We start from the raw sequence: 22134 nt of genomic DNA, 5'->3' as shown, positions 1-22134 counted from the left end.
CGCATGGCACGCGATGCTGAGGCGACGAGGGGGCGGATACTTGCCGCGGCGACCGCAGAATTTGCGGCCCACGGATTCGCCGGCGGCCGCGTGGAGCGGATCGCCACCCAGGCGCAGAGCAACGTGCGCATGATCTATGCCTATTACGGCAGCAAGAGCGGCCTGTTCGATGCGACCGTTGCGGACGCGCTGCGCCGCATGGCACAGAACGTCCCGCCGCGTCCCAAGGACCTGGCAGGCTGGGCCGGAGACGTCTTCGACCATCATCAGCGCTTCCCGGAGGTCCTCCGCCTGAGCATGTGGGCCCAGCTCGAGCGCCCGGAAGCCACTGCAGAGCCAAGCGGGATCTACCGGGACAAGACCCTCGCCGTCGCGACGGCGGCCGCACGCCCGCTGTCCGCCGTCGACCTTCTGGTCTTCATCTACGCCGTCGCGCAGGCCTGGCAGCTCTCACCGGAGGGGCTGACCAGTCTTGCGGGGAATCCGGACAAGGATGCGGAGCTTGCCGCGCGCCGGCAGGCGGTTGTCACCGCCGTCGAGCGGATGCTGCAGACCTGACTCAGGCCCGGAGGCTGCACCGCTAGACGTCGGTCCGGCAGCTTGGCGTCCCGGCGTCGATCCAGTACCGGCGTTTGGCGTTGCGGCTATCTTCGTAGCTGCCGCCGTTCTTTTCGATAGTGGCCCGGGAAGCGGCGTTGTCCTCATCGCAGGTGACGAGGACCCGAGGAATCCCCAGCTGGCGGGCGATTGGGAGGGCGTCTTTCAAGGCACGGCCGGCGTGGCCGCGGCGCCTGGCGGTGGGCCGCACGCTGTACCCGATATGCCCGCCTTCGTTGAAAAGGAAGTCGTTCAATATGTGCCTGATCGCCAGAGATCCAATTACGGTGTCGCCTTCGACAATCCACAGATAAGTGCACGGCACATAGCCGGGCTTCGTAGGAGTATCGGGAAGGGCTGCGGCAACGAGTTCATCTACGAAGCGCCCAAATGCGTTCGGGTCCCGGAGTTCTTCCAGCGTCCAGTCCTCGCCACCGCTGCCGTCCCTGTGCACACCATCGAATTCGGCGGCGGCTGCAAGCCACGAAGCGTGGTGTTTTCGGTCGGGAGCGATAAGCGTTGCCATCGCAAGAGAGTATCCCAACGCTTTGTTTATCTCAGCGCAACTGCATTCTTCCGGCCCTAATACTTCGGTTAGCGGCCACCGAATGCTGACGATCGTGCACATTCTTTAGCAGGCGCATATTCCAGTAGGATCGGTTCTCAGACGAGCGATATGCGCTTTTTCCAGGCAGATGCAACTCCCGCCAGCCGCTTCGCCAGCGGCGGTATCTAAATCTTATTTCGGCTAAGGCGACTGCCACTGTATATCGCAACAGGATACGAGACAGCTATGAGCAAATTCAGGGATTCTATTAACAACATCGAACGCCACACAAAGAGCACAGCCGACTCGGCAGCTTCGGCAGCCCGAAGCAGCGCCGCAACAACACAAGCAGCGCAAAGCGCTGCAACCGGCGCCTGGGTTGGTGCAGGATTCCAAGCGGCCGCGGCATTCCAGGCGGCCCGCACCGCGCGCGCCGCCGAAGAACAGGTTGAGCTTCAACGCGCGAGGAACGAGCAGGACAAACTGCATCACTTCGCCATGTGGAGTCAAACACCGGACGGGACCGCGTTCGTAGCCTGGCGGGAGCGGGCCGTTAGCCTCGCCCAGCTCCTTCGCAATCGGGATGCCGAGTGGCTTTCAACCTGGGCACGAGTCATCGGACGAGCGCAAGCTGAAATTTCCGACGACGAAAAACATCGATTCTTGAAACATCCTGCCCGCCTGAAGCAGACCGGCTGGAGAATCGCGGCTATCTTGAGTTTTGTTGTCGCGGCGCTGTATGCGGTCAGCTTCATGCTCCAGAGCTTCGCGACGAACATGCAGCCCAACCAAGCTGATGGTGGGTTGACCTACGAGCAGTGCCTCGCCAACCTTGAGGACCCCGGGAATTTCCTATTCAGCGAAGCCGACTGCGAAGCCATCAACCCTGATGCAGCTACGCCAGCGACCCTGTTGCCAATGCTGTTTTTCCTCGGTTTAGGTGTCCTCTTCGTGGTCTTGCGTCGCGCCAGAATGCGGGCAGCCACAGCTGACCTGACCGTGACTCAAGAGGCGCAGTCGCGAAGTGAACGTTGGGGCTTCGATCCACTCGCAGTGCAGCCGGGCTACGCCGCCTTTACCTGGTACCAGTCGCCGAAAGTGAACGGATACGCTGACCGGCTTATGCAGCTCGCGCTCCACGGGCATGACAGCTATCCAAAGCAGTCGCAGCTCATCACACTTGCCGTTCCCAACTCTTGGCCGCCCCGCGAAAACTACCCGGCAGAGGTAAACGAAGTTCTCCAACAGTTCCAGTCCGAGCGGTCACCGCGCGGATAAGGGAGCGCCGGCAGGAAACACCTTTCCGGCCCCCTTGGACCCCCAGCAGTGGGCTTGCCCAGGGTCACCCGGCGTTCACGCGGTCCTCGTGTTTGCGCTGTGCCCGGGCGGCGAGGAACAACAGGGATCCGATCGCTATGTAGACAGCCGAACTCAGCCAAATGGCCGCGCTCTGCTGGGTAAGCAGTGCAATGCTCGCGATGATCGCGAGGACCGGCATGAACCGGGGCGCGGAGAAGTGGTCATGGTCAACCTTGTCCTTTTTAAGGACGAGGACGCTGACGTTGGCGGACAGGAACACCAGCAGCAGGAGCAGCACGGTGGTTTCGGCCAATGAGGCGACATTTCCGGTAAGCGTCAGGACGATCGTTAGACCGGCCACCACAACAATGGAGACCCACGGCGTGCGGCGGCCCGGCAGGACGCGGCTGAAGGCACGCGGGAGCAGTTCCGCTTCTGCCAATCCGTAGCCGACACGGCTGGCCATGACCATGAACAGCAGTGCCCCGTTTGCAATGGCGATCAGGGCAATAATGCTGAACAGCCCGGGCGGGACTGCAACGCCGCTGGCGGCGACCACGGCCAGCAGAGGTCCGGTGGACTCGGCCAGCTCGGTCGGGTCCATCACGATGACCGCGCCGATGGCGATGAGGAGATACACCAGCCCGGCGGTGCAGATAGCGCCGAAGAGTGCGCGCGGGTAAGCCTTGGACGGATTGCGCACTTCCTCGGCCATGTTCGCTGCCGCCTCGAAGCCGAGGAACGAGAAAAACGCGACGATCGATGCGGCGAAGGCGCCCTGGAGGGGCGGTACGTCCGGCGCGAATTCCAGGAGCCGCGCCGGTTCCCCGTTGCCGGAGGCGAAAACAATGGCGCACACGACAATGACGATGACGAGGCCGGATACCTCGATGACGGAAGCGATCAGGTTCGCAGCGAGGGACTCCTTGACGCCGCGCAGGTTGATCAGGGTCAGCACGATGATGAAGGCGACTGCTGCAGGGGCGGCCGGCACATCGAAGAGCGCTGTCAGGTAATCGCCGGCGAAGGCGTTCGCGAGGGCAGCGGCTGTGGTGATTCCCGAAGCCATCATCAGGAAGCCGACGAGGAATGACACATAGGGGATACCGAATGCGCGGTCGGCGTAGCGGGCGGCTCCTCCGGCGTGCGGATACTTGGTGATCAGTTCCGCATAGGTCGCCGCGGTGAGCAGCGCGACGACCAGGGCGATCAGCAGGGGCAGCCATATCGCGCCGCCGACGTCCTCGGCCATGGTGCCCACCAGCGTGTAAATGCCGGCACCGAGGGTGTCCCCCACGATAAACCCGTACAACAGCAGCGCACCGATGGCCCGCTTCAGCCCGGTCTGGGATTTTGACGTGGTCGTGCCGGGATCCTTTGTCATTGGGCTATTGGATTCCGTTTGCCGTCCCTGCGCAATACTTGGGCGAAACTACCTGCCTGAGCCGGGTAGGAGTAAAAACTTCTTATGATTCTTCCGGCTGTCCGCGATCCCCGTCTCGTCTCCATCCGGCGCGGCGGACTCCTGACCGATGCCGATCATCAACTCCTGGCGTTGTGGGCCGCCACCTGCGCCGAGCGTGCTCTGGAGCTGTTCGAGCTATCCAACCCCGACGACGATCGGCCTCGTGCAGCGATCGAAGCGGCGCGGGCCTGGGCGCGCGGCGAAGCAAAGATGATGGCCACCCGCACACTCGGAGGACACGCAATGGCGGCGGCGCGTCCCTTGCTGGGTGCGTCCCGGTTCGCGGCAGCGTCGGCAGGTTCCCGTCCACCTACGCCCCCTTGTCCTCGACGACCAAAACCGCCGGAACAGCATCTGCTGGTCTGTCTTTTACGACAAGTAGGAAAGGGAATCACCCAACCACCTCCTCGGCGCCAGTTTGACGGGAAAAGACGGGTCGGTAAGCTTACTTCCTAATCGCATCGGGGGGCGCATGAAACCAACACTCAGCAGCTCTGTGTATAAGCTGTCAACGGTCGCGCTGGGCCTTCTGGCCACGGCTGCACTTCTGACTGGATGCGGTGACGGGGAGCCGACGGCACAGAGTTCTCCCTCGGCAACTTCCGCGGAAACCCGCCACCAATCTGCAGGACCAACCCCGACCCGGACTCACGCACCCAAGCCTGCCCCGACTCCAAGTGCGACGGACCTGCCACGGCAGGAGCCCGCTGAAGCTCCGTCACCAACACCAACGGATGCTACTTCGCCGGAAGCGCCTCCACGGTTCATGGCAGAAGCACCTGATCTGAATATCTCCACTCCTGAACAAGCGATTGAAATCATCCAAAAGGCCAATAACTACAACGCTGATCTCACGTATGCGGCCTCACCCAACGAATACGGAACCTTCGACGTTTCAGTACGCTCATTGGCGTTGCAGGCCCAGGGCGGATCCGGAGCCGTGGAAGTATACGAGGTTAGGTCCGACGGGAATTACTTTCCTAAGTGGGCCATCCAGCGATAAGCATATTCTCCGTGGCACCGGCGAGTGTCCGCTGTCTATCCCAGAGACCGCTAGCCACTCACCCACGGCCCTCTAAGCGCCGTATTCGTGCTGGAACGGCGAAGCAAGGCGGGCGCAAGGACAAGGAGCAGCACGCCGAGGGCAGCCACAGCGAGCATCGCACTGCGCAGCCCGGCCGCTTCCGACCAGAGCCCCACGTAAACCGGGCCGAGCAGGAACCCGACATAGGAGACTGTGGCGAGCATCGACGTCGCCCTGCCCCGTGTGGCTTCACTGGCGGTGCGGGTGACCACACCCATCAGGGCCGGATACAGGACAGACGTGCCGGCCGCGGCCACGGCGAGTCCGGCCAGGGCCATGGCGATGTTTGCGGAACCGGCCAGGATTCCCGTGCCCAGGGCTGCAGCAGCTGCCCCCGCCGCCACAACGCGGGTTGCACTGGAGGGTTTCAGGTTTCCGGTGCTGAACCGGGTCACCGCGGCCACAGCGGCGAACATGGCGGGAGCGGTGGCGCTAAGGCCGGAGCCCGTGTTCAGGACGTCCTCGAAAAACACTGCAGCCCAGCTCTGATGAGCATTTTCCACCGCGAGTGCGAGCGCTGCCAGGAAACCCACCAGCAGTACCGACTGAAGGGCGAAGGCGGCCCGCGGGGCGGATACCCCTTTTCCAGCCACTTGTTCTGCGGCGATCGACGGCGTCTTTTGGCTCGTGCGGGAACGGGCGGGAAGGGCGCGCAACAGGTATCCGGCCGCACAGCCCATGATGACTGCAACCAGCCCGAAGCGGACGGCGGGCGCGGCCTCAAGCCGGTTCATCAGACCGGTGAGCAGGCTCGAGAGGACGACAAAGGTCGAAAACATTCCATGGGAGCGGGTGATGACCGGCCTCCCGAGCTCTTTCTCTGCAGAGCCCGCTCCGGCGTTGATCGCGACGTCGACCGCTCCGCTGGAAGCACCCACCAGCAGAAGGCCCAGGCTGAGGCTCGTCATACCCCCGGCGGTCATTGCCACCAGCAGTCCCGCGGCCGCCATGAGGACCAAAACAGCGGCCGAAGTTGTCCGGATGCCGTACCTGTCGAGGAGACGGCCGGTGAGGAGCATGGCGGGCAGGGCGCCTGTGCCAATGAACAACAGAGCCGTCCCCAGCTGTCCGTCCGAGAGCCCGCTCTGGTCCCGGATGCTGGGGATGCTCGCTCCCCACGTCCCCCAGAACACGCCAAATGCAGCGAATGCGGTGTACGAGGCACTTGAACCTTTTAGCCTCGTCGCAACTGAGATGGTTCCCATATGTATAACGATACACAGATAGACTGGGGATATGCCAGTGCCAAACAGGGTGACCCTCACCGACGTCGCCGCAGCAGCGGGCGTCTCAGTGATGACGGCGTCGTACACATACAGCAAGCCAACCCGCGTCTCGGAGAAGTCACGCCGCAAGGTTCTCGAGGCGGCCGACGCGCTTGGGTACGCCGGACCGGACCCCAGCGCCCGGTCCCTGCGCAAGGGAACCAGCGGCGCCCTCGGCGTCGTACTGGGAGAGACCCTCCCCTATGCCTTCGAGGATCCCGAGGCTGCCCGCTTCCTCGCCGGCATCGCCGATGTCTGCGCCGCACACCGCCTGGCCATGACCATCCTGCCCACCAACGGATCGGAAGATGACAGCCAGGGAATCCGCGCCGCAGCGGTCGACGGGTTCGTTGTCTGGACAACCACCGACGAAGACCCGGTGCTCGAGGCACTCAGCCTGACCGGCAAACCGGTGGTCGTCCATGCCGGACCTGAACGGGCAGGGTTCGGGCTGGTGGCTATTGACGACCGGGCTGCAGCCCGCGAAATAGCCGCGGTGGGCCTGCGCGGGAGCCGGAAACCTGCCGTGATCTCCTTCCCCGCTAACAGGGAACGCGTGGAGACCGTCGGTTACGGACCCGACCCTGATGCTTCCGCCTTTCCCGTTACCCGCAACAGGCTTCAAGGTTTCAGGGAGGCGGCCATCGCTGCCGGACACGACTGGGAAGGCATTCCGGTGGCCTTCTGCGCGGCCAACTCCTTCGCCGACGGGGCGCGCGCAGCACAAGCACTGCTGGATGGCCCGTCAGCACCTGATCTGCTCCTGAGCATGAGTGATGAACTGGCGCTCGGAGCACTCGAAACGGCGGACACGCTCGGGATCACAGTGCCCGGACAGCTTGCCCTGACCGGCTGGGACGCTTCCGCTGCCGGGACTGCCAAGGGGCTGACGTCCGTCTACCAGGATCTCCGCGAGCAGGGGGCTAGCACTGCCCGCGCTGCAATTCTGGGGCTGGTTGAGCCGGAGTGGAAAGCCTGGAAGGTAGTTAGAGGTCGAACGACCCGATAATCGGACCTCGCGGACCCTGGATGCGGGCGGGGACAGTGCGGGCAATCCGACCCGACGTTCAGGCTCTGGCCGCGGAACTCACTCCACCGCACCGCCGCGCTGACCGACAACCAGCTGTTCGGCATCTGTCGTGGAGTAGTCGATGTCCCAGGACTGGTACCGGGCTACATCCGGATCCCGTCGGTACTCGGTGAAGGCGTCGGCGTCGCGCTCCGAAAGCGGCTCAATGGTTAGGCGGGCGGTCGTCAGGGCCACGCCGGTGGAAGGCGAGTGCATCGGGCGAGTCTAGCGAGCAGATCAGAAGGGGGTGAACGGGAAACACCGGCGTACACCGGAGACCGTGGCCGTCCAGCCCAGGATGCTGGACAATAAACAGGCAAGCGGAAGAGCCCCGTACGAGGAAATGCTCGAGCAGCTTTCCGGGGCAGGACACACAACACCCAGCCCCGCCTAGCTGAGGAGAACCCCGCATGTACCGCAATTTCCGCATCACCGCACCCGTGCTCACCGCCGTCGCGGGACTGGCACTAATTGCCGGATGCACCGCAGACCCGGCGCCGACACCCGAGGAAACCGGCACGCCATCGGCGACCAGCGCCGGCACGCCGGACAGCACGGCCACGGCCTCCCCGACGGATCCAAGCGCATCAGCAGCAACGGACGCCTCCGGAGCGTCGATCTCGCTCAGCCGGGGTCAGGAACACAGAATCACGGAAGCGAACACCAGTGTCAGCATTACCTGCTCCGGTGGCGGGGACGTCGAAATCGAGACCAATGGCACCAGCGTGCGGACAACCGGCCAGTGTGAAGACATCGACATCCACGGCAATGACAACTCCGTCAACGGCGAGGACGCGGAAAGCCTCGACATTGAGGGAAACAACAACAGTGCCACCCTCCGGAATGTGCCCGAAGTCGACGTCGACGGCACCGCCAACACTGCCGGCGTCGAGGTGACCGGGGACATCGACATCGAAGGCGAGAACAACAGCGTCACCTACACTTCCGGGGATCCCGTAATCGAAAACGAGGGTACGAACTCCGTCTCGGCACGGTGACCAACGACCATATCGACGAGGTTATCCAGTGGTCCGTAGCACTTCTCCAGCTCGGGTAGGTGGTAGAACGTGCTGGCGGTCTCGAGGTTGTTGACGACGTCGTCCGGCGAATGCAGGATCGTCCGCTTACCTTGAGCGATTGCCATACCAAGCTCAACATGCGTGCTCTTCCCGCCCGGAAGCAGGATCACCACGACGTCGGCACTTAGTACTGCATCTTTTTCCTGCTGTCCGATGGCACGCAGGTCAGCGACGGTGACCGGCTTCGCATCGCGCGCCGATGCGTGCTGCGTCCAGTCGTACGTGCAGGTATAGCCCTTGCGTTCCAAGGCCTGCACGACATACCTCACATTGGGGATATTGCTGAAGCTCGACGCAACGTAGAACCTCTTCATGACTCTGCCTCCTGGCGGGAAACTGCCATCATTCTTCCTAGCTCCCTTCGTCACTCACGCCCGTCTCCTGAATTGGGGACGAAAGTGGCGATATGGACAGATTCTCCAGCATTGGGGTTCTTGCCGAGCAGCCGGATAAGGTCACTCTTCCCCGGGACGGCGAAAGACTCCAGAGGCTCCTCCTGCGTCTCAACGAAGAGCTCAAATCGGCGCCCACGAGCGTTTTCTTCTATCCACCGGTACACCTCCGTCAGGTCCTCGGCTTCGCTCACGATATACGCATCGAGCATCCAGCCGCGCGGCGGTGATGCTTGTTCCCAGAAGTTGACGCGATAAACCGGCGCCTCGAGGGTGTATCGGTTTTCGGCATGGACAGTCTCGGAAACGCGCATGCTCTACACGGTAGACATCCAGTAGGCGGTGCGTGCCGATGGCCGCACCGCGATTCGCGATTCCCGATCACGTCCGCCAGGGGTTGGCGTATCGTGCTGTTCGTTCAGAGAAAGGACACCCGATGAAAAAGCGCACACTCGGCCAGCAGGGCCTGAGCGTCTCCGAGATCGGCTACGGCTCAATGGGACTCGTGATGGCCTACGGCCCCACCGACCAGGACGAGGCGACGTCGGCGATCAGGAAAGCACACGAGCTCGGTGTCACGTTCTTCGACACCGCCGAGCTCTACGGCTGGGGCGAGGGTGAGAAGTTCCTCGGCCGGGCGGTTAAGGACTTCCGCGATGAGATCGTGATCGCCACTAAGTTCGGTCTCACCCGCGAGTACGGATTCGACAGTCGTCCCGAGCACGTCCGCGAGGTCATCAACAACAGCCTCAACTACCTCGGCGTCGACTACATCGACGTCGTTTACCAGCACCGCGTTGACCCGAACGTACCCATCGAAGAAGTCGCCGCCGTCGTGAAGGAGTTCATCGACGCCGGCAAGGTGAAGTACTTCGGCCTGAGTGAGGCCGGTCCGAACACTATCCGCCGCGCCCACGCCGTGCAGCCGGTCTCTGTTGTGCAGAGCGAGTACTCCCTCTTTACCCGCGAAGCCGAAACCCTGTTCCCGGTCCTCAAGGAACTGGGCATCGGCTTCGTCCCCTACTCGCCGCTCGCGCGCGGCCTCCTGACCGGTGGACTGAAGAAGCCTTCCGAATACGACAGCACCGACAGCCGCAACTCTGCTGACAACCTTCCCTGGTGGCAGCCCGAGAACTTCGAGAAGAACTACGAGATCGTGCAGAAGCTCACCGCGGTCGCTGAGAGCAAGGGTGCGTCCATCTCGCAGCTCGCCCTCGCGTGGCTGCTTGCGCAAGGGGACTCCATCGTGCCGATCCCCGGAAGCCGCAGCCCCGAGCGCGTCGCTGAAAACCTGGCGGCAACCGAGCTGACGCTAACCGCCGATGACCTTGCGGCCATCGAGGCAGCTATCGGTGACGGCCCCTACGGTGCCCGCAACAGCGAAGGCGTGCAGTGGGACTGAGCTGACTGCGGCACCTCGCAGAGGGTATTGCCGCGGATCTGGCAGCGGGCCGGGTACTTCAGGGTCTCCCGGCAGCGGTGACAGTTCCGGCGAAGCTGTTCTCATCATTCGAAGCACTGCAGAGGGGCTCACGTCCTGCCCCGATAAGGAAGGCTCACCGTTCATGCATTCGTCCCTTACTCCGCCGCGGCAGGTCAACATCGGTGACGCGGCATCCTTCGTCGGCACCACAGCGCAGGTGATCCGTCACTACCACGAGACTGGCCTGCTCCCCGAGCCCGAACGGGGCAGTGATGACAGCCCCCGATACGGCTACGAGGACATGATCCGGCTGCTGTGGATCCATAAGATGGCCGACGCCGGCATCACGCTGGGTGACATCCATGACGCCCTTGCTGACACGGCTCCCGCCGGTGTGGTGAGCGACCACGACGACGCCGTCGCGCAGCGCCTGCGTACTCCGGATGGCAGGACGGAGCTGCTCTCCGACTTCGTCACCGGCCGTCTCAAGGGCCTACCGGAGGGTTCACTGCGCCAGGCGGACCTGGACAACCTGCTCGTCATCGAGCGGATCTTCGGCCCGCTCGGTGCAGCCGTCAATGCCGGCCGTTACATCGCCCTGGCCACCCACCCGGGTCTGCGGGAAGAATCCGACAGCGTTGATGCCGCCGAAGAGGCACTCAACGATACGGTCGCCGTCGACGACCCCCGCGTGGCACAGGCGGCTGCCAACCGGCATGCCTTCGAACTGGTGCTGGACGCCGTCATCGAGGACTCCGGCGTGGCGCAGAGCAATGAAGCGCTCTTCAACTCCTGGGAGGCATTGCACCCCGCCACCACCGACGAAGGTGATAACGATGCCTGCCATGGCGCTGACAGAGAGGAAATGCGCGTAATCCCTCTCGAGGCCATTGGATTGATGCCCTACGACCACTCCCCTGCCCGGCTGCGTTGCATGGAATTGGTCCAAGAACTCGCCGCCCAGGAGTCACCCGCTTCCTAGGTAAGGCACGGCCGTGGCGTTTCGGGCCGCGCTGCGCGACTATTCACCGCCCAGCGCAGCCTGAAACGTGACGCACGCGCTAAGCGGCGGCGACCGCCCGCGGCGCGTGGCGGCGTTGACCCGGCCGTTGCCGGCGCTAGCCACGAGAGCACCCTGGGCGAGAGTTCCCTGGAGCTGATCGGTCCAGTTCTCGAAGTAGTAGCCGTTACGCAGGAGCGCGTAGGGAACGCCCGAGTCCGCGAGGATTGCTTCGGTCGCCTTGTGGTCCACCCCGAGGATGGTCTTGTTGGCCTCCGCACCTAAAGCTGGGCCTTAGATCCCTGCGGACCGGTGCAGCACTCTTATCCTTTCCCGTGGTGGTCACCGCGGCCGTGTGCCCGTGGCTTCCCGGACACGAACTCCTCTGGCTTTCAATCCAATCCCTAGGGTGGGGTTTCCTCGTCTCGGTTTCGGCCGTGGCCGGCGCGGAAGTGCTGCCCAGGACTGTCGGGCGGGAGGAACTGGCCACTGTCGGCTCAGCACAGCGCACCATCACGCTCGGCATCATGCCAGTCGCCGCCCTCGTGGGCGGTGCCGCTGCCGCCGTCGTCGGCACCGTTCCGCTGCTCATCGTGTGGGCCCTGCTGGCCGGGGCTGCCGCGCTGCCGTTGTTGCGGGTGGATGCGCTGGACAGATTCCGGTACTAGCTACGCCTGCCTAAGATATGTCAGCCAGCAGCCCTGCCACCACGGCGTCCTTGGAGCGGGTGTAGTCGTCCCAGCCCTGCGCGCCTCGGGCTGCTGACACCTTCACTTCCAGGTACCTGGCACGCGCCGCTCCGTCACGTCGCAGCAGGTCGCGGAAGGCGATACGCCTTCGCCACGCCGCGCCGTCAAGCTCAACGACATGCAGTACGTATTTCCGTTCGGAACGGGACGGGAAGCTAAGCCAGCAGTGATTCGGATGCCCGCCCTCATGATCGAACCCTTCGGCGGCGAGTTGCCGTGCCACTTCGAGGACTCGGCCGGCCTCGACCCCGATGAGGAGGTCAACCACGTCTTTCGCAGGAAGATCGGGGACCGCCGTCGAGCCGATGTGTTCAATCTTGGAGACCCCCACGTGTCCGTGAATGATGTCTGCCATATCTGTGAAAGCAGCTTTCCATTCCGCGTACCTGCTGGGAACCAGAACCACCCGCTGTCCAATGCTCATGGCGAGCATCATTCCACGTGTACGCTCCAATAATCTCGGCCGAGAGGAAAGGCCCGTGAACCCTAAATCCGTTTCCGGGCAATACATAGTGTGAGCACAGACACGGATGGCGACATCATTCGCCTCGCACGGGATAACCCGGCGGTATTTGGGGAACTGTATGACAGGCATGCCGCGGTCCTGTACCGGTATGCCGTCCGGCGGGCGGGAGAATTTGCTGCGGACGACGTCATAGCCGAAACCTTCCTGGTGGCGTGGGAGCGGCTGGACACCTATGACCTGAACTATGACGATGCCCGGCCCTGGCTGTTCGGTATCGTCACCAACCTGCTTCGCCGGCACCATCGGTCCGAAGCCCGGATGTTGAAGGCCGCCGCCAAGTCGGCACTGCGGGACTCGGTGGCTGATGAAGCGGACCGGGTGGCCGCCGAAACGGACGCACTGGCGGCCACCGGACGCATCGCCCTGGCCCTGAAGTCCATGCCGGCGATCGACCGCGACACCCTGTTGCTCTACGCGTGGGGTGACCTGACCTACGAGGGCATCGCCGCAGCAATGGATGTGCCCGTTGGCACGGTCCGTTCCCGTTTGAACCGGGCCCGCCGCACTCTGCGCACCGAGCTCGATCCTCCCCGGAGTGAAGACATAGGAGAAGAAGCATGGACGAGATGACACTGCTCCGGGAAATGCGCGGCAACACTGCTGACCCGCTGCCCGCAATGCTGGACCGCCACCGCCGTAAGGTCATGGCCGGCATCGGAGCGCTGCCAGCCGCGCCCGCTGCGGAAAATCCGCGTACCCGGCCCAGCCGCGGGAAGGCGCGCAGCCGCATCGCACTGATGGCGGCCGCCGCAGCCTTCCTCGCCGGGGTAATGGTGACGGCCGACGTCGTGCTGCCCGAGCGCGGACGAGCAAGCGCGGAAGCCGCGGAGGTGCTCGATGATGCAGCTGAAGCTGCCATCCGGACGTCCGATCCTGTGGTGCTTCCCGGACAGTACCTGAAGATTGAAACCAGGGAACAGTTCACCAACACCTTTGTTGATAACGGCCAAACACTCTCCTGGGATGTCACTACCGGCGGCCAGCTCTATATTCCGTCGGACATTGAGGGGGAATGGGTGTGGAACCGGGAAGACCGGGTGCCGGTTGACTCGGCACCGGAGGTAGTCAAGGAAGCCCATCGCCTCCGACCGACCGTCGATCCCAGGAGCTACGCCGAATTGGTAGGAGTGATCCGCGCGCCCGGAGGGGATTTCGCCAGCGGGTACACAATTCTCGGTGCGCCCCTTTCAGACATGAGCAGCTTGCCCCGGGACCCGGGAAAACTGAGGGACCTGATCTACGAATGGACCAAAGACCGTAAAGATCCGGATATCAAGGCCTTCGAGGCGATTGTCGAGGCATTGCGCACCGGCGCCGTCCCGGCGGATCTGCGTGCCGCCTTCTATCGGACAGCAGCACTGATTCCCAGTGTCACCGTCGCCGATGCCCCCGTCACCGTGGACGGCATGACGGGGGTCGGCATCGGTATCACCAGCCCCACCGGAATAGCGCGCAGCGATCTGGTCATTGATCCGGACTCGGGCCTGGTGATCGGCGAACAGGTGGTGCTGTTGGAGGATTACGACGGCGTCCCGGCCGGCACCGTGGAGACGTGGCGGTCGGTGCGCACTTCCGTTGTGGATTCTGCCCCGTAGGACATCACCCGGTGTACCCACACCGGAGTATCAGTACTTCCGGACGCGGTCTCCCAATCCTCGCCGCTTAGTGTGACCGAGGGTTAGAAGCTCGCTCTCCAGCGGCGGATCGATGTGGCGACCTCGTCGAGGTGAGATTCGAGGAGAAAATGGCCGCCGTCGAGGAGTTCTATGCGGGCATGCGGCGCATCGCGCAGAAAAGCGTGTGCCCCCTCCGGCCCGAAAATCTCGTCGTTCTTACCCCAGATGGCCAGAACGGGCACGTTAGAGGTCCGTAGCCACTTGTGGACGGTCGGGTAAAGGTCTCTGTTGGTCTGGTAGTCACTGAAGAGTGCCAGCTGCGCCTGATCCATACCGGGTCGGTTCAGCAGTGCCAGATCATGCTCCCAGGCATCGGGGTCGACGGTGGTCGGGTCGGGTACGCCGTGGGTGTACTGCCATTCCACGGCGGCGCGGCCCAGGGCGGGACGCAGTGCCTGTTCATTCTCGAGGGACGGTTCAACGTGGTACGCCCAGATGGGCGCCCAGAAGTCAGGGACGAAACCTTCCTCGTAGGCGTTGCCGTTCTGCGAGATGACGCCATTGACCGCGCCCGGGTTCGCCAGAGCGAGGCGCCATGCGATGGGGGCGCCGTAGTCCTGTGTATAGACGGTATAGGTGTGAACATTGATGGCTTCAAGGAATGCCGCCGTGACCTCCGCCAGTGCGGCGAATGTGTACGTAAATTCCTCGACGGAGGGAGCCGAGGACCTGCCGAAGCCGATGTGATCCGGAGCGATGACACGATAGGTGTCCGCAAGGGCCGGGATGAGGTGGCGGAACATATGCGAACTCGTCGGGTAACCGTGCAAAAGGAGGAGAACGGGTGCGTCATCAGGGCCGGCTTCGCGGTAGAAGACCTCTAGTCCGTTGACGGTGATTGTGCGGTGGTGAACAGCAGCCATGGCGCTAACCCCTAAAAGTTGTTTTACTGGTGAGTGAGACCGTAGCATGAAAGTCTTGGCGTGCCGCTAGAGGTGTTACAGAAGAGGGTTTACATGATCGAGGACGAGGATCTGCTGATGGCGGTGTTGAACAGCGCCCCGGTGATTGCAGGACGGCCCTCGGATGCATTGGCCAGCCAGTCCGGGAAGGCGGAGTTCACGAAGCAGTTCGGCGGTACGGGCTCACCTGATGAGTGCGAGCAGATTCGACGGGTCCGCGACACGCTGCAGGACGTGATTCGAGGCGCCGCGCACTCGGCTGACCGTCTGATGGAAGTTCTCGAGGGCGCAGTCTTGGCCCCGCAGGTTTCGACTAGTGGGATCCAGTGGGAGTTGAGGGCTGACCCTGACAGACAGCTCCCGGTCCGCATTGTGATGGCATGGTCCAGGATTCTGCATGACGTACCCGGCCGGTTGCGCGCCTGCGCGAACGATGAATGCAATCTGTTCCTGATCGATCGCAGCCGCCCTGGAACCGCCAAATGGTGCTCCATGAATACCTGCGGCAACAAAATGAAAGCGCGCGCCTATGCATCGCGGCAAGCCAGAACCATCGACGCCTGAGTATAAGAACAGCTGACACGCGACGAAGTACGTCTTGCCTTGATGCGAGGCAGGTTGATGCGAGGCAGGTCAGAGCCGGCGGGCTTTACCAGATCGTCGGGGTGATCCCGCGCTGCGTTCATCTGATGTTGTCCATGCTGCGGCGTCCTCTGGGCGGCAACTCGTCGACGCGGTGTCCTCAAGGAAGCCGACCAGCAAGGCGCGGGTGCGGGTCAGGTCATCGATTCGGGCACCCAGCTCGTCGCACATCGACTCGACGCGGGTGCGTACCGCGAGCGCGTCGACCTCGTCAGGCTTTCCGGTAGCGCACGGCAGCACCGCGCTCACCGCCTCGCGCGGAAAACCAATCTCGTACATGGCCCGGATCATTTGAACCACGGCCACGTGGCTCTCGGCGTAGTGGCGGTAGCCGTTGGCGGCCCGCTCCGGCGTCACCAGCCCCTGCTGCTCGTAATAGCGAAGCGAACGCGGACTGACGCCGCTGCGCGCGCTCAGCTCGCCGATGTTCACAACGCGCCTCCCCTCGACCTTGACCATGACACGATGTCAAACTATAGGTTGCCCACATGAGCGAGACAATAGAGGCCGCGGGCCGACAAAGGACCTTCACCGTGGTGGGCGAGCGAGGAGGGCGGCCAGGACGGTCGCTGCTGCTCGTTTTGCATGGTTCCAAACAGGACGCTGCGACGCACCGCCGGTTTACCGGCATGATGTACGACGAACTGGCGGCCGGAGGCCGGACGGTTGTCGCCTACCTCGACGGCTACAAGGGAAACTGGAACGACGCCCGCGAGCAGTCGTCCTTTCCGGCCCGCGTTGAAGGCATCGACGACGTCGCCTTCGTCAGGGCAGTTATCGACCGCCTCGGGACCGAGTGGGGTGTGGATCGGGCGCGGGTCGTAGCGGTCGGCTACTCCAACGGCGGCCAGATGGTGCTGAGGCTTCTGCATGAGGTACCCCATCTGCTCGCCGGTGCGGCCGTGGTCGCGGCTACATTGCCGGCGCCCGGCAGCTTCCGGACCGACATACAGCAGGCACCTGTTGTCCCGGTCCCTCTCGTGCTTGCGCACGGCACCAGGGACCGGATCGCCCCCTATTCCGGCGGCACCATGAGCCGATTCATGCGCCGCATGTTCAAGGTCGGCGGCAGCACGCTTTCCGCGCCGGAGACCGCGGCGTATTTTGCCCAGCGCAATGGCATAACCGCTGAACCCACACGGCGGTCAAAGAACGACGTCGAGCGGCTCGACTACGGCGGACCCGGCCGTGCGCCGGTCAGCCTGCTGACCGTAGCTGGCGGCGGACACACCGTGCCCGGACCGACACGGGCGCCCTTTCTGCTCGGCCGCACGGCTCGCGGGGCGTCCATGGCTGAGGAGGTCAAGCGGCTGCTGGCTGCCTAGCCAGTGGAGAACAACGCACATTCAAGCGAACATTCATCGACCGCACATCAGGGTCGACGAGGGGTTCACACTTCAGAACCTGGATGGGGGCTAGGAACAGGCAATCACGGTCAGCCTGTTCATCCTTCGGCCCCATAGGCTCTGGTGAGGGCAGCAACGGTGGCTGCCTTGGCTTGTGTGAACTGGTCGGCGGGCAGGCCGGACTTTGCCAGGAACTCGATGCCCTGCATCGCGGTCAGCAAAGCAAGTGCCACGCTTTCGACGTCAACTCCTTGCCGCAGCTCACCGAGCGCCGCGGCACGTCGCAGCGCCGTCGCGAAGATATCGAGAATCCGGCCGTAGGTACGTTGCGACGTCTGATGCACCTCCTCGTCGAGCCGAGCCAATGCGACCGCCGAGCCGGACAGGTAGCAGCCATTGTGACCGAGTCCAAGGCGTCCGCCGTCATTGAACACGACCACCGCCATCAGCCACGCCCATGGGCCATCGGCGGCCTGCTCAGCCGTCTCCAGACTGTCGAGCCGCCAGGTGCAGTAATCCTCCAAAGTACGGATGAACAGCTCATGCTTGCTGCCGAATGCCCCATACAGGCTCTGGGATGCCACTCCGGTCGCAGCACACAGGTCCGCCATACTGGTGCCCTCATAACCGTGCTGCCAGAACTGCTGCCTGGCAGCCTCGACAACTGCTGCCTCATCGAATTTCCGTGGTCGTGCCATGTGCGCACTTTACCGGTTTCTGATGCTTCGACCAATAACTTCGGGTTCACAGGACACGGGGCCAGCGGCGTAAACGCAGGGGCGCATCGGCACCGCGCCTGGGGACGAACCCCGGACCGTCCATTGATCATTTCCTCTCCTCAGGGTGAAGGCGATCGGGTCTCCGAGCTCCACGGCGGCAGTCTTGACGCACAGGCGATCCACTGACAGGTCTGCACCGCAGGGTTATTGATCATTCAACCAAGAACCCCTATGCTCACCCTCATGAAAACTGATATCGCGCCCCCAACGCGGGCACGGATGATCGAACTCGCCCACCAGTACTTCCGCCTGGTCGACGGAGAGGAGGGCTCGCTGCCTGAGATGTTCACCGACGACGCACGAGTGTTCTTCTTCAAGTACGGCACCGCCCGGGGACCGGAGCAGTTCGCCGAACTCGCGGGCGGACTGCTGCAAAGCCAGAACTTCTTCAAGCACGACTTCGACAGCATGGTCTTCACGATCGAAGGCAACCGGTTGGTGGTGGAAGGCCTGGAGTCAGGGGAATCCGCAGACGGTCGCCCCTGGCCCGCACATACACGCAGCGAAGGCCGTTACTGCAACGTCTTCGAGTTCACCGGGGAACTTATCGCGAGACTGCACATCTACGCAGACCCCGACTTCCTCACCGAAGATACCGGCCGCCTGTTGTGGGACTAGAGCTGCGGCAACGGGGGCGCGCAATCCCCCGGATAGAGCATTCGGCGGCCGATACGCCGACGGATATATACCAACCTGGGAGGATGCATCACCATGAGTACAGTTGCCGTGTTCGGGGCGTCCGGGCAGACAGGCCGGCGGGTGGTCGAACAACTTCTGACGAAGGGGCATGATGTCCTTGGCATCGGCCGGCGGGACACACCGCAGCGGCAGCGTCTGCGCAGCGCTCAGATCGACCTGGCCACTGCTACGGCGGACCAGCTTCAAGGTGTGCTCGAGGGAGTCGACGCGGTGGTCTTCGCCGCAGGCGGCGATTCCGTTCGCGTCGACCGGGACGGCGCAATCCGGACCATCGAGGCGGCGGAGCGTGCTGGGGTAAGTCGATACGTCCTGCTCACGGGTATGGGTGTCGGTCGTGATCGTCCTGCCGAGCTTCACGGTGGGTTTTGGGACACGTACTTCGGAGCCAAAGAGGATTCAGAGCACCGCCTTCGCACTTCACCCATGCAGTGGACGATCCTGCAACCGGGGGAACTGCTCAACTCACCAGGACATGGCCGCGTCGAGCTCGCGCCCACCGGGTCCCTTGCGATCGGAGCGGTTGCGCGGGACGACGTGGCCGAGGTGATCACCACAATGCTCTTCCGCGACGATACAGCGGGCCGTTCGTGGGAGGTCGTCGAAGGCGCTGAACCGATATCCGACGCTATTTCCCGCGCCCTACGCTCTGGTTAACCGGAACGCGGGGCCTGACAGGCACCCAATGAGCATCGGATATTGGTCATTCTGACGCAGCTCCGCGTCACCTGCGCCATGCATCTCTTCACGAACCACATCGACCTTAACTAACCGTCCGGCGTCGGCGCTGGCCGGAGCACAGGAAGGAACCCGCCCCCTTGACCCTCACGACCCACCTCACCGCGGCCGACACCCCTATCGTCTCGGTTAAACCGATCACTGTGGACAGTCCCGGACGTGACACCGATTTGATGCTCCGGCTGTCGGCCCCCATCATCGGCGACAACCTGCCCGTGCTCCTGTTCTCACACGGATACGGCGAATCCCTCTCGGGCTACGGACCGCTGACTGATTACTGGGCCTCGCAGGGCTTCGTCGTGCTCCAGCCAACCTACTTAGACTCCCGCAGCACTGGCCTGGCTGAAGACACACCCCGAAGGCAGGGCATCTGGCGTCAGCGCGCAGCCGACGCGGTCACGATCCTCGACCACCTCGACCAGGTGCTCGAGACGATCCCCGGCCTTCCCGACCGGGTGGATACCTCGAAGATCGCTGCGGCAGGGCACTCCTTCGGCGGTCAGACCACCGGAATTCTGCTCGGTCTTCGCGTGATTGACCCGGAGACGGGCACTCTCGAGGACCTGCGGGATCCCCGGGTCACCGCGGGCGTGCTGATGGCGACCGCGGGTCGGGGAGCTGACCTGTCTCCGTTCGCAGCGGAGCACTTCCCTTTCATGAACCCCACGTTCGACCATATGACGACGCCGGCGCTCATTGCACTCGGCGATCACGATGATTCGCCCCTAACCACCCGTGGCCCTGATTGGTCGGCTGACCCCTATACGGACAGTCCCGGTGAGAAGCACCTCCTCACTCTCCTCGGCGGCGAGCACTCTCTCGGCGGCATTCCCGGGTACGACGTCAGGGAGACCACCGACGAGGACCCCGCCCGCGTGATCCTTCTCCGCAGTGTCGTTGTGGCGTTCCTCCGCCACGCCCTCGGCATCAAAGAGTCCACCTGGACAGAAGCCGTGCACACCCTCGGCGGTGATGGCACGGCCACGGCGCGGTTGGAATCGAAGCGATGACGCACCTTATTGTGGTCGAGGAGCACATGGCGGCCTCTGGGCCTTGACGCAACAGGCTGATCAACCAAAGCGGGGACTTCCAGAACCGGGTGAGGACTACTCGTGCATGAACGGGGCGACCTGCATCATGTCCACCGCCGTCGCCGTCCCCATGTCAGCCTCAGGTCAGGTCTCAAACCTGCCGGGTCGGCCGCAGCGTGAGTTCGGAGACGGACGCGTAGGCGGGCTGGGTAGCTGCGAAGAGCACGGCGTGTGCGACGTCGTCGGGGTGGGCGACGGCGCCTTGGGTCTTCATCGTGGCGTACCAGTCTCGGATGAACTGTTGATCGTTGCCGAACTCGGTGGCGACGGCACCCGGGTAGATGGTGCAGAACCGGACATCGCGGCTGGCATATTCTTTACGCCAAGCCTCCATTAGACCCCGGACCGCGAATTTCGAACCACTGTAGGCGGCAGCGCCGGGCTCGGCGGAAAGCCCGGCCGTCGAAGAGATAGTGATTACGTCAGCGACGCGGTTATCGCTGGCTGAAGCAATCAGGTGAGGGAGTGCAGCGGAAGTGAGGTGCGCTACCGCATTGACGTTGATCGCAAACATTCGATCCCAGCCGGCCGGCGCGACGCTCTCCGAGGGAACATTCGCACCGTAGCCGGCAGCGTTGACGAGAACGTCGATGCGGCCGAAAGCAGCGAGGGTGTGCTCAACCACCTGCGCTGCGGCTCCATCCGTAGCCAGGTCTAGGGGTAGGGCGGTAATGGCGGCCGAATCGATGGTGAGGCTGTCGAGCTGTTCTCTGCGGCGAGCGACTGCGACGACATTGAAGCCGGCGGTTGCCAGGGCGGTCGCAGTCGCGCGGCCAATGCCGCTGGATGCGCCGGTAACGATAGCAGTGCGGGTGGTTGTGTTCGTTGTCATGCGAAGTTCTCCGTTGTTGTGGGGATGTCGGTGAAGACGATTTCCATGAGGGGGGCTTCCCGTTATCCAGCCCTCGACACGCTGGGGCCGGCGACGCAGGGAGGCCAGGCGGCCGAACCCACTGCACGCGCCGGCACTTGGAACAGTCTTCATAGCGTTCATTCTCAAAAATACTAACTAGTTGGTAGTACGGCACCTCTGAGGGTCCACCTCGTCAAACGAACTAGTTAGTAGGTACGCTGGTGGGATGACGACGGCCAAGGGCGAAGCCACGATGCGGCGCATCCTCGACGCCGCCTCCGTGGAGTTCGCCCAGTACGGTATCGCCGGGGCCCGGGTTGACCGGATCGCTGCCGCGGCAAACTCCAATAAGGCCCAGATGTATAGCTACTTCGGCAACAAGGACGCTCTCTTCGACGCGGTCTACGCCGAGCACATCGGCTGGATGATCAACTCCGTCCCCCTTCGCGGGGACGACCTCTCGGGCTACGCCGCCGAGTTATACGACGCATACCTCGCCCACCCCGAAGTCGTCCGTCTCACCACCTGGGCACGCCTTGAACGTCACCCCGTCGGTGACCTGTACAACGACGGCAATGACCACAACCGGGAAAAGACCGACGCCATCCGGGAAGGCCAGAGAGCCGGCAACATCGACCCCGGGCTCGATGCCGAGGACATCCTCTCAATCGTGACGGCCATGTCGATGGCATGGTCCCCGGCCAGCCCGCTTATCGCAGCCAGCACGGATGAGCCCGGAACCGTGCACGCACGTCGGAAAAGTGCGCTCATAGAGACAGTGCGCCGTGCGTTCTCCACATCCGGTCGCTAGCCGCGACGTCACTTAGTCGACCCCTTCTTTCACCAGGGGTGCCCTAACGGCAACACGTTCCTAATCGGCACAAAGTTGCCGGAATCTTCCAATGAGCGGGGTGTT

28 protein-coding genes are annotated in these 22134 nt (G+C 63.4%); 16 read left to right on the top strand and 12 right to left on the bottom strand.

What is annotated here, in order from left to right; all coding sequences use genetic code 11:
* Nucleotides 1-3 precede the first annotated feature (3 nt).
* Nucleotides 4-558, top strand: coding sequence for a TetR/AcrR family transcriptional regulator (locus AC5RT8_RS14850; protein WP_494096487.1), 555 nt, complete (start codon nucleotides 4-6; stop codon nucleotides 556-558).
* Nucleotides 559-580: 22 nt separating this feature from the next.
* On the opposite strand, the gene AC5RT8_RS14845 is transcribed toward AC5RT8_RS14850, so the two are convergent.
* Nucleotides 581-1123 carry a GNAT family N-acetyltransferase gene (locus tag AC5RT8_RS14845; RefSeq protein ID WP_494096486.1) on the bottom strand — a complete coding sequence of 181 codons (543 nt, stop codon included), beginning with the start codon at nucleotides 1121-1123 and terminating at the stop codon, nucleotides 581-583.
* A gap of 267 nt (nucleotides 1124-1390) precedes the next feature.
* Here AC5RT8_RS14845 and AC5RT8_RS14840 point away from each other — a divergent pair, with 267 nt between their 5' ends.
* Entirely contained in the window at nucleotides 1391-2422 is a 1032-nt protein-coding gene (locus tag AC5RT8_RS14840) for a hypothetical protein (protein ID WP_494096485.1), read from the top strand.
* A 64-nt stretch (nucleotides 2423-2486) separates the two neighbouring features.
* Here AC5RT8_RS14840 and AC5RT8_RS14835 read toward each other — a convergent pair whose 3' ends face one another.
* Nucleotides 2487-3827 carry an APC family permease gene (locus tag AC5RT8_RS14835; protein WP_494096484.1) on the bottom strand — a complete coding sequence of 447 codons (1341 nt, stop codon included), beginning with the start codon at nucleotides 3825-3827 and terminating at the stop codon, nucleotides 2487-2489.
* A gap of 84 nt (nucleotides 3828-3911) precedes the next feature.
* Here AC5RT8_RS14835 and AC5RT8_RS14830 point away from each other — a divergent pair, with 84 nt between their 5' ends.
* Complete coding sequence (locus tag AC5RT8_RS14830; protein WP_494096483.1) at nucleotides 3912-4364, top strand: putative immunity protein; 453 nt, start codon at nucleotides 3912-3914, stop codon at nucleotides 4362-4364.
* 597 nt (nucleotides 4365-4961) lie between these two features.
* On the opposite strand, the gene AC5RT8_RS14825 is transcribed toward AC5RT8_RS14830, so the two are convergent.
* Nucleotides 4962-6197 carry an MFS transporter gene (locus AC5RT8_RS14825; protein ID WP_494096482.1) on the bottom strand — a complete coding sequence of 412 codons (1236 nt, stop codon included), beginning with the start codon at nucleotides 6195-6197 and terminating at the stop codon, nucleotides 4962-4964.
* Nucleotides 6198-6228: 31 nt separating this feature from the next.
* Here AC5RT8_RS14825 and AC5RT8_RS14820 point away from each other — a divergent pair, with 31 nt between their 5' ends.
* The gene (locus AC5RT8_RS14820) at nucleotides 6229-7266 is read left to right on the top strand and encodes a LacI family DNA-binding transcriptional regulator (protein WP_494096481.1); all 1038 of its coding nucleotides are present in this window, start codon (nucleotides 6229-6231) and stop codon (nucleotides 7264-7266) included.
* A gap of 78 nt (nucleotides 7267-7344) precedes the next feature.
* Here the strand turns inward: AC5RT8_RS14820 and AC5RT8_RS14815 are convergent, their stop codons facing one another.
* Complete coding sequence (locus AC5RT8_RS14815; protein WP_494096480.1) at nucleotides 7345-7542, bottom strand: GNAT family N-acetyltransferase; 198 nt, start codon at nucleotides 7540-7542, stop codon at nucleotides 7345-7347.
* A gap of 194 nt (nucleotides 7543-7736) precedes the next feature.
* Between AC5RT8_RS14815 and AC5RT8_RS14810 the strand changes: the two genes are divergently transcribed.
* Nucleotides 7737-8324, top strand: a complete 588-nt coding sequence (locus AC5RT8_RS14810) for a DUF3060 domain-containing protein (protein ID WP_494096479.1) — start codon at nucleotides 7737-7739, stop codon at nucleotides 8322-8324.
* Here AC5RT8_RS14810 and AC5RT8_RS14805 read toward each other — a convergent pair.
* Together AC5RT8_RS14805 and AC5RT8_RS14800 are read right to left on the bottom strand one after the other, a co-directional pair.
* A complete protein-coding gene (locus AC5RT8_RS14805; RefSeq protein WP_494096478.1) occupies nucleotides 8264-8719 on the bottom strand; it encodes a hypothetical protein in 456 nt (151 codons plus the stop codon). The genes AC5RT8_RS14810 and AC5RT8_RS14805 overlap by 61 nt on opposite strands.
* Nucleotides 8720-8769: 50 nt before the next feature.
* Nucleotides 8770-9111 (bottom strand): hypothetical protein, encoded by a 342-nt coding sequence (locus tag AC5RT8_RS14800; RefSeq protein WP_494096477.1) that lies wholly within the window; start codon nucleotides 9109-9111, stop codon nucleotides 8770-8772.
* Between the two features lie 122 nt (nucleotides 9112-9233).
* Between AC5RT8_RS14800 and AC5RT8_RS14795 the strand changes: the two genes are divergently transcribed.
* Together AC5RT8_RS14795 and AC5RT8_RS14790 are read left to right on the top strand one after the other, a co-directional pair.
* The gene (locus tag AC5RT8_RS14795; protein WP_494096476.1) at nucleotides 9234-10199 is read left to right on the top strand and encodes an aldo/keto reductase; all 966 of its coding nucleotides are present in this window, start codon (nucleotides 9234-9236) and stop codon (nucleotides 10197-10199) included.
* Nucleotides 10200-10362: 163 nt separating this feature from the next.
* Nucleotides 10363-11202: a MerR family transcriptional regulator gene (locus AC5RT8_RS14790; RefSeq protein WP_494096475.1), complete on the top strand. Its 840-nt coding sequence runs from the start codon at nucleotides 10363-10365 to the stop codon at nucleotides 11200-11202.
* Nucleotides 11203-11241: 39 nt separating this feature from the next.
* On the opposite strand, the gene AC5RT8_RS14785 is transcribed toward AC5RT8_RS14790, so the two are convergent.
* Nucleotides 11242-11472: a hypothetical protein gene (locus tag AC5RT8_RS14785; RefSeq protein ID WP_494096474.1), complete on the bottom strand. Its 231-nt coding sequence runs from the start codon at nucleotides 11470-11472 to the stop codon at nucleotides 11242-11244.
* An 83-nt stretch (nucleotides 11473-11555) separates the two neighbouring features.
* On the opposite strand from AC5RT8_RS14785, the gene AC5RT8_RS14780 reads away from it, so the two are divergent.
* Complete coding sequence (locus tag AC5RT8_RS14780; RefSeq protein ID WP_494096473.1) at nucleotides 11556-11888, top strand: hypothetical protein; 333 nt, start codon at nucleotides 11556-11558, stop codon at nucleotides 11886-11888.
* A 10-nt stretch (nucleotides 11889-11898) separates the two neighbouring features.
* On the opposite strand, the gene AC5RT8_RS14775 is transcribed toward AC5RT8_RS14780, so the two are convergent.
* On the bottom strand, nucleotides 11899-12393 hold the full coding sequence (locus tag AC5RT8_RS14775; RefSeq protein WP_494096472.1) for a GrpB family protein: 495 nt from the start codon (nucleotides 12391-12393) through the stop codon (nucleotides 11899-11901).
* A gap of 90 nt (nucleotides 12394-12483) precedes the next feature.
* On the opposite strand from AC5RT8_RS14775, the gene AC5RT8_RS14770 reads away from it, so the two are divergent.
* Complete coding sequence (locus tag AC5RT8_RS14770; protein ID WP_494096471.1) at nucleotides 12484-13065, top strand: RNA polymerase sigma factor; 582 nt, start codon at nucleotides 12484-12486, stop codon at nucleotides 13063-13065.
* A complete protein-coding gene (locus AC5RT8_RS14765) occupies nucleotides 13053-14090 on the top strand; it encodes a CU044_5270 family protein (RefSeq protein WP_494096470.1) in 1038 nt (345 codons plus the stop codon). Before AC5RT8_RS14770 ends, AC5RT8_RS14765 begins: the two co-directional genes overlap by 13 nt.
* Nucleotides 14091-14173: 83 nt before the next feature.
* On the opposite strand, the gene AC5RT8_RS14760 is transcribed toward AC5RT8_RS14765, so the two are convergent.
* On the bottom strand, nucleotides 14174-15034 hold the full coding sequence (locus AC5RT8_RS14760) for an alpha/beta fold hydrolase (RefSeq protein ID WP_494096469.1): 861 nt from the start codon (nucleotides 15032-15034) through the stop codon (nucleotides 14174-14176).
* Between the two features lie 93 nt (nucleotides 15035-15127).
* Between AC5RT8_RS14760 and AC5RT8_RS14755 the strand changes: the two genes are divergently transcribed.
* Complete coding sequence (locus AC5RT8_RS14755; RefSeq protein WP_494096468.1) at nucleotides 15128-15637, top strand: CGNR zinc finger domain-containing protein; 510 nt, start codon at nucleotides 15128-15130, stop codon at nucleotides 15635-15637.
* A gap of 69 nt (nucleotides 15638-15706) precedes the next feature.
* Here the strand turns inward: AC5RT8_RS14755 and AC5RT8_RS14750 are convergent, their stop codons facing one another.
* On the bottom strand, nucleotides 15707-16174 hold the full coding sequence (locus AC5RT8_RS14750; RefSeq protein ID WP_494096467.1) for a MerR family transcriptional regulator: 468 nt from the start codon (nucleotides 16172-16174) through the stop codon (nucleotides 15707-15709).
* Between the two features lie 29 nt (nucleotides 16175-16203).
* Here AC5RT8_RS14750 and AC5RT8_RS14745 point away from each other — a divergent pair, with 29 nt between their 5' ends.
* Nucleotides 16204-17040, top strand: a complete 837-nt coding sequence (locus tag AC5RT8_RS14745; protein WP_494096466.1) for a CE1 family esterase — start codon at nucleotides 16204-16206, stop codon at nucleotides 17038-17040.
* Between the two features lie 119 nt (nucleotides 17041-17159).
* On the opposite strand, the gene AC5RT8_RS14740 is transcribed toward AC5RT8_RS14745, so the two are convergent.
* On the bottom strand, nucleotides 17160-17759 hold the full coding sequence (locus AC5RT8_RS14740; protein ID WP_494096465.1) for a TetR/AcrR family transcriptional regulator: 600 nt from the start codon (nucleotides 17757-17759) through the stop codon (nucleotides 17160-17162).
* Nucleotides 17760-18023: 264 nt separating this feature from the next.
* Between AC5RT8_RS14740 and AC5RT8_RS14735 the strand changes: the two genes are divergently transcribed.
* The 3 genes from AC5RT8_RS14735 (at nucleotide 18024) to AC5RT8_RS14725 (ending at nucleotide 20284) form a co-directional block, all read left to right on the top strand.
* Nucleotides 18024-18458, top strand: coding sequence for a nuclear transport factor 2 family protein (locus tag AC5RT8_RS14735; protein ID WP_494096464.1), 435 nt, complete (start codon nucleotides 18024-18026; stop codon nucleotides 18456-18458).
* Between the two features lie 93 nt (nucleotides 18459-18551).
* Complete coding sequence (locus AC5RT8_RS14730) at nucleotides 18552-19193, top strand: NAD(P)H-binding protein (protein WP_494096463.1); 642 nt, start codon at nucleotides 18552-18554, stop codon at nucleotides 19191-19193.
* A gap of 224 nt (nucleotides 19194-19417) precedes the next feature.
* The gene (locus tag AC5RT8_RS14725; RefSeq protein WP_494096462.1) at nucleotides 19418-20284 is read left to right on the top strand and encodes an alpha/beta hydrolase family protein; all 867 of its coding nucleotides are present in this window, start codon (nucleotides 19418-19420) and stop codon (nucleotides 20282-20284) included.
* A gap of 172 nt (nucleotides 20285-20456) precedes the next feature.
* On the opposite strand, the gene AC5RT8_RS14720 is transcribed toward AC5RT8_RS14725, so the two are convergent.
* On the bottom strand, nucleotides 20457-21197 hold the full coding sequence (locus tag AC5RT8_RS14720) for an SDR family oxidoreductase (protein WP_494096461.1): 741 nt from the start codon (nucleotides 21195-21197) through the stop codon (nucleotides 20457-20459).
* Nucleotides 21198-21444: 247 nt separating this feature from the next.
* Here AC5RT8_RS14720 and AC5RT8_RS14715 point away from each other — a divergent pair, with 247 nt between their 5' ends.
* A complete protein-coding gene (locus tag AC5RT8_RS14715) occupies nucleotides 21445-22029 on the top strand; it encodes a TetR/AcrR family transcriptional regulator (RefSeq protein ID WP_494096460.1) in 585 nt (194 codons plus the stop codon).
* Nucleotides 22030-22134: the final 105 nt, after the last annotated feature.

It is taken from the genome of Arthrobacter sp. Ms25 (assembly GCF_059090365.1).
This window is presented reverse-complemented; position numbering and strand designations above follow the sequence as displayed.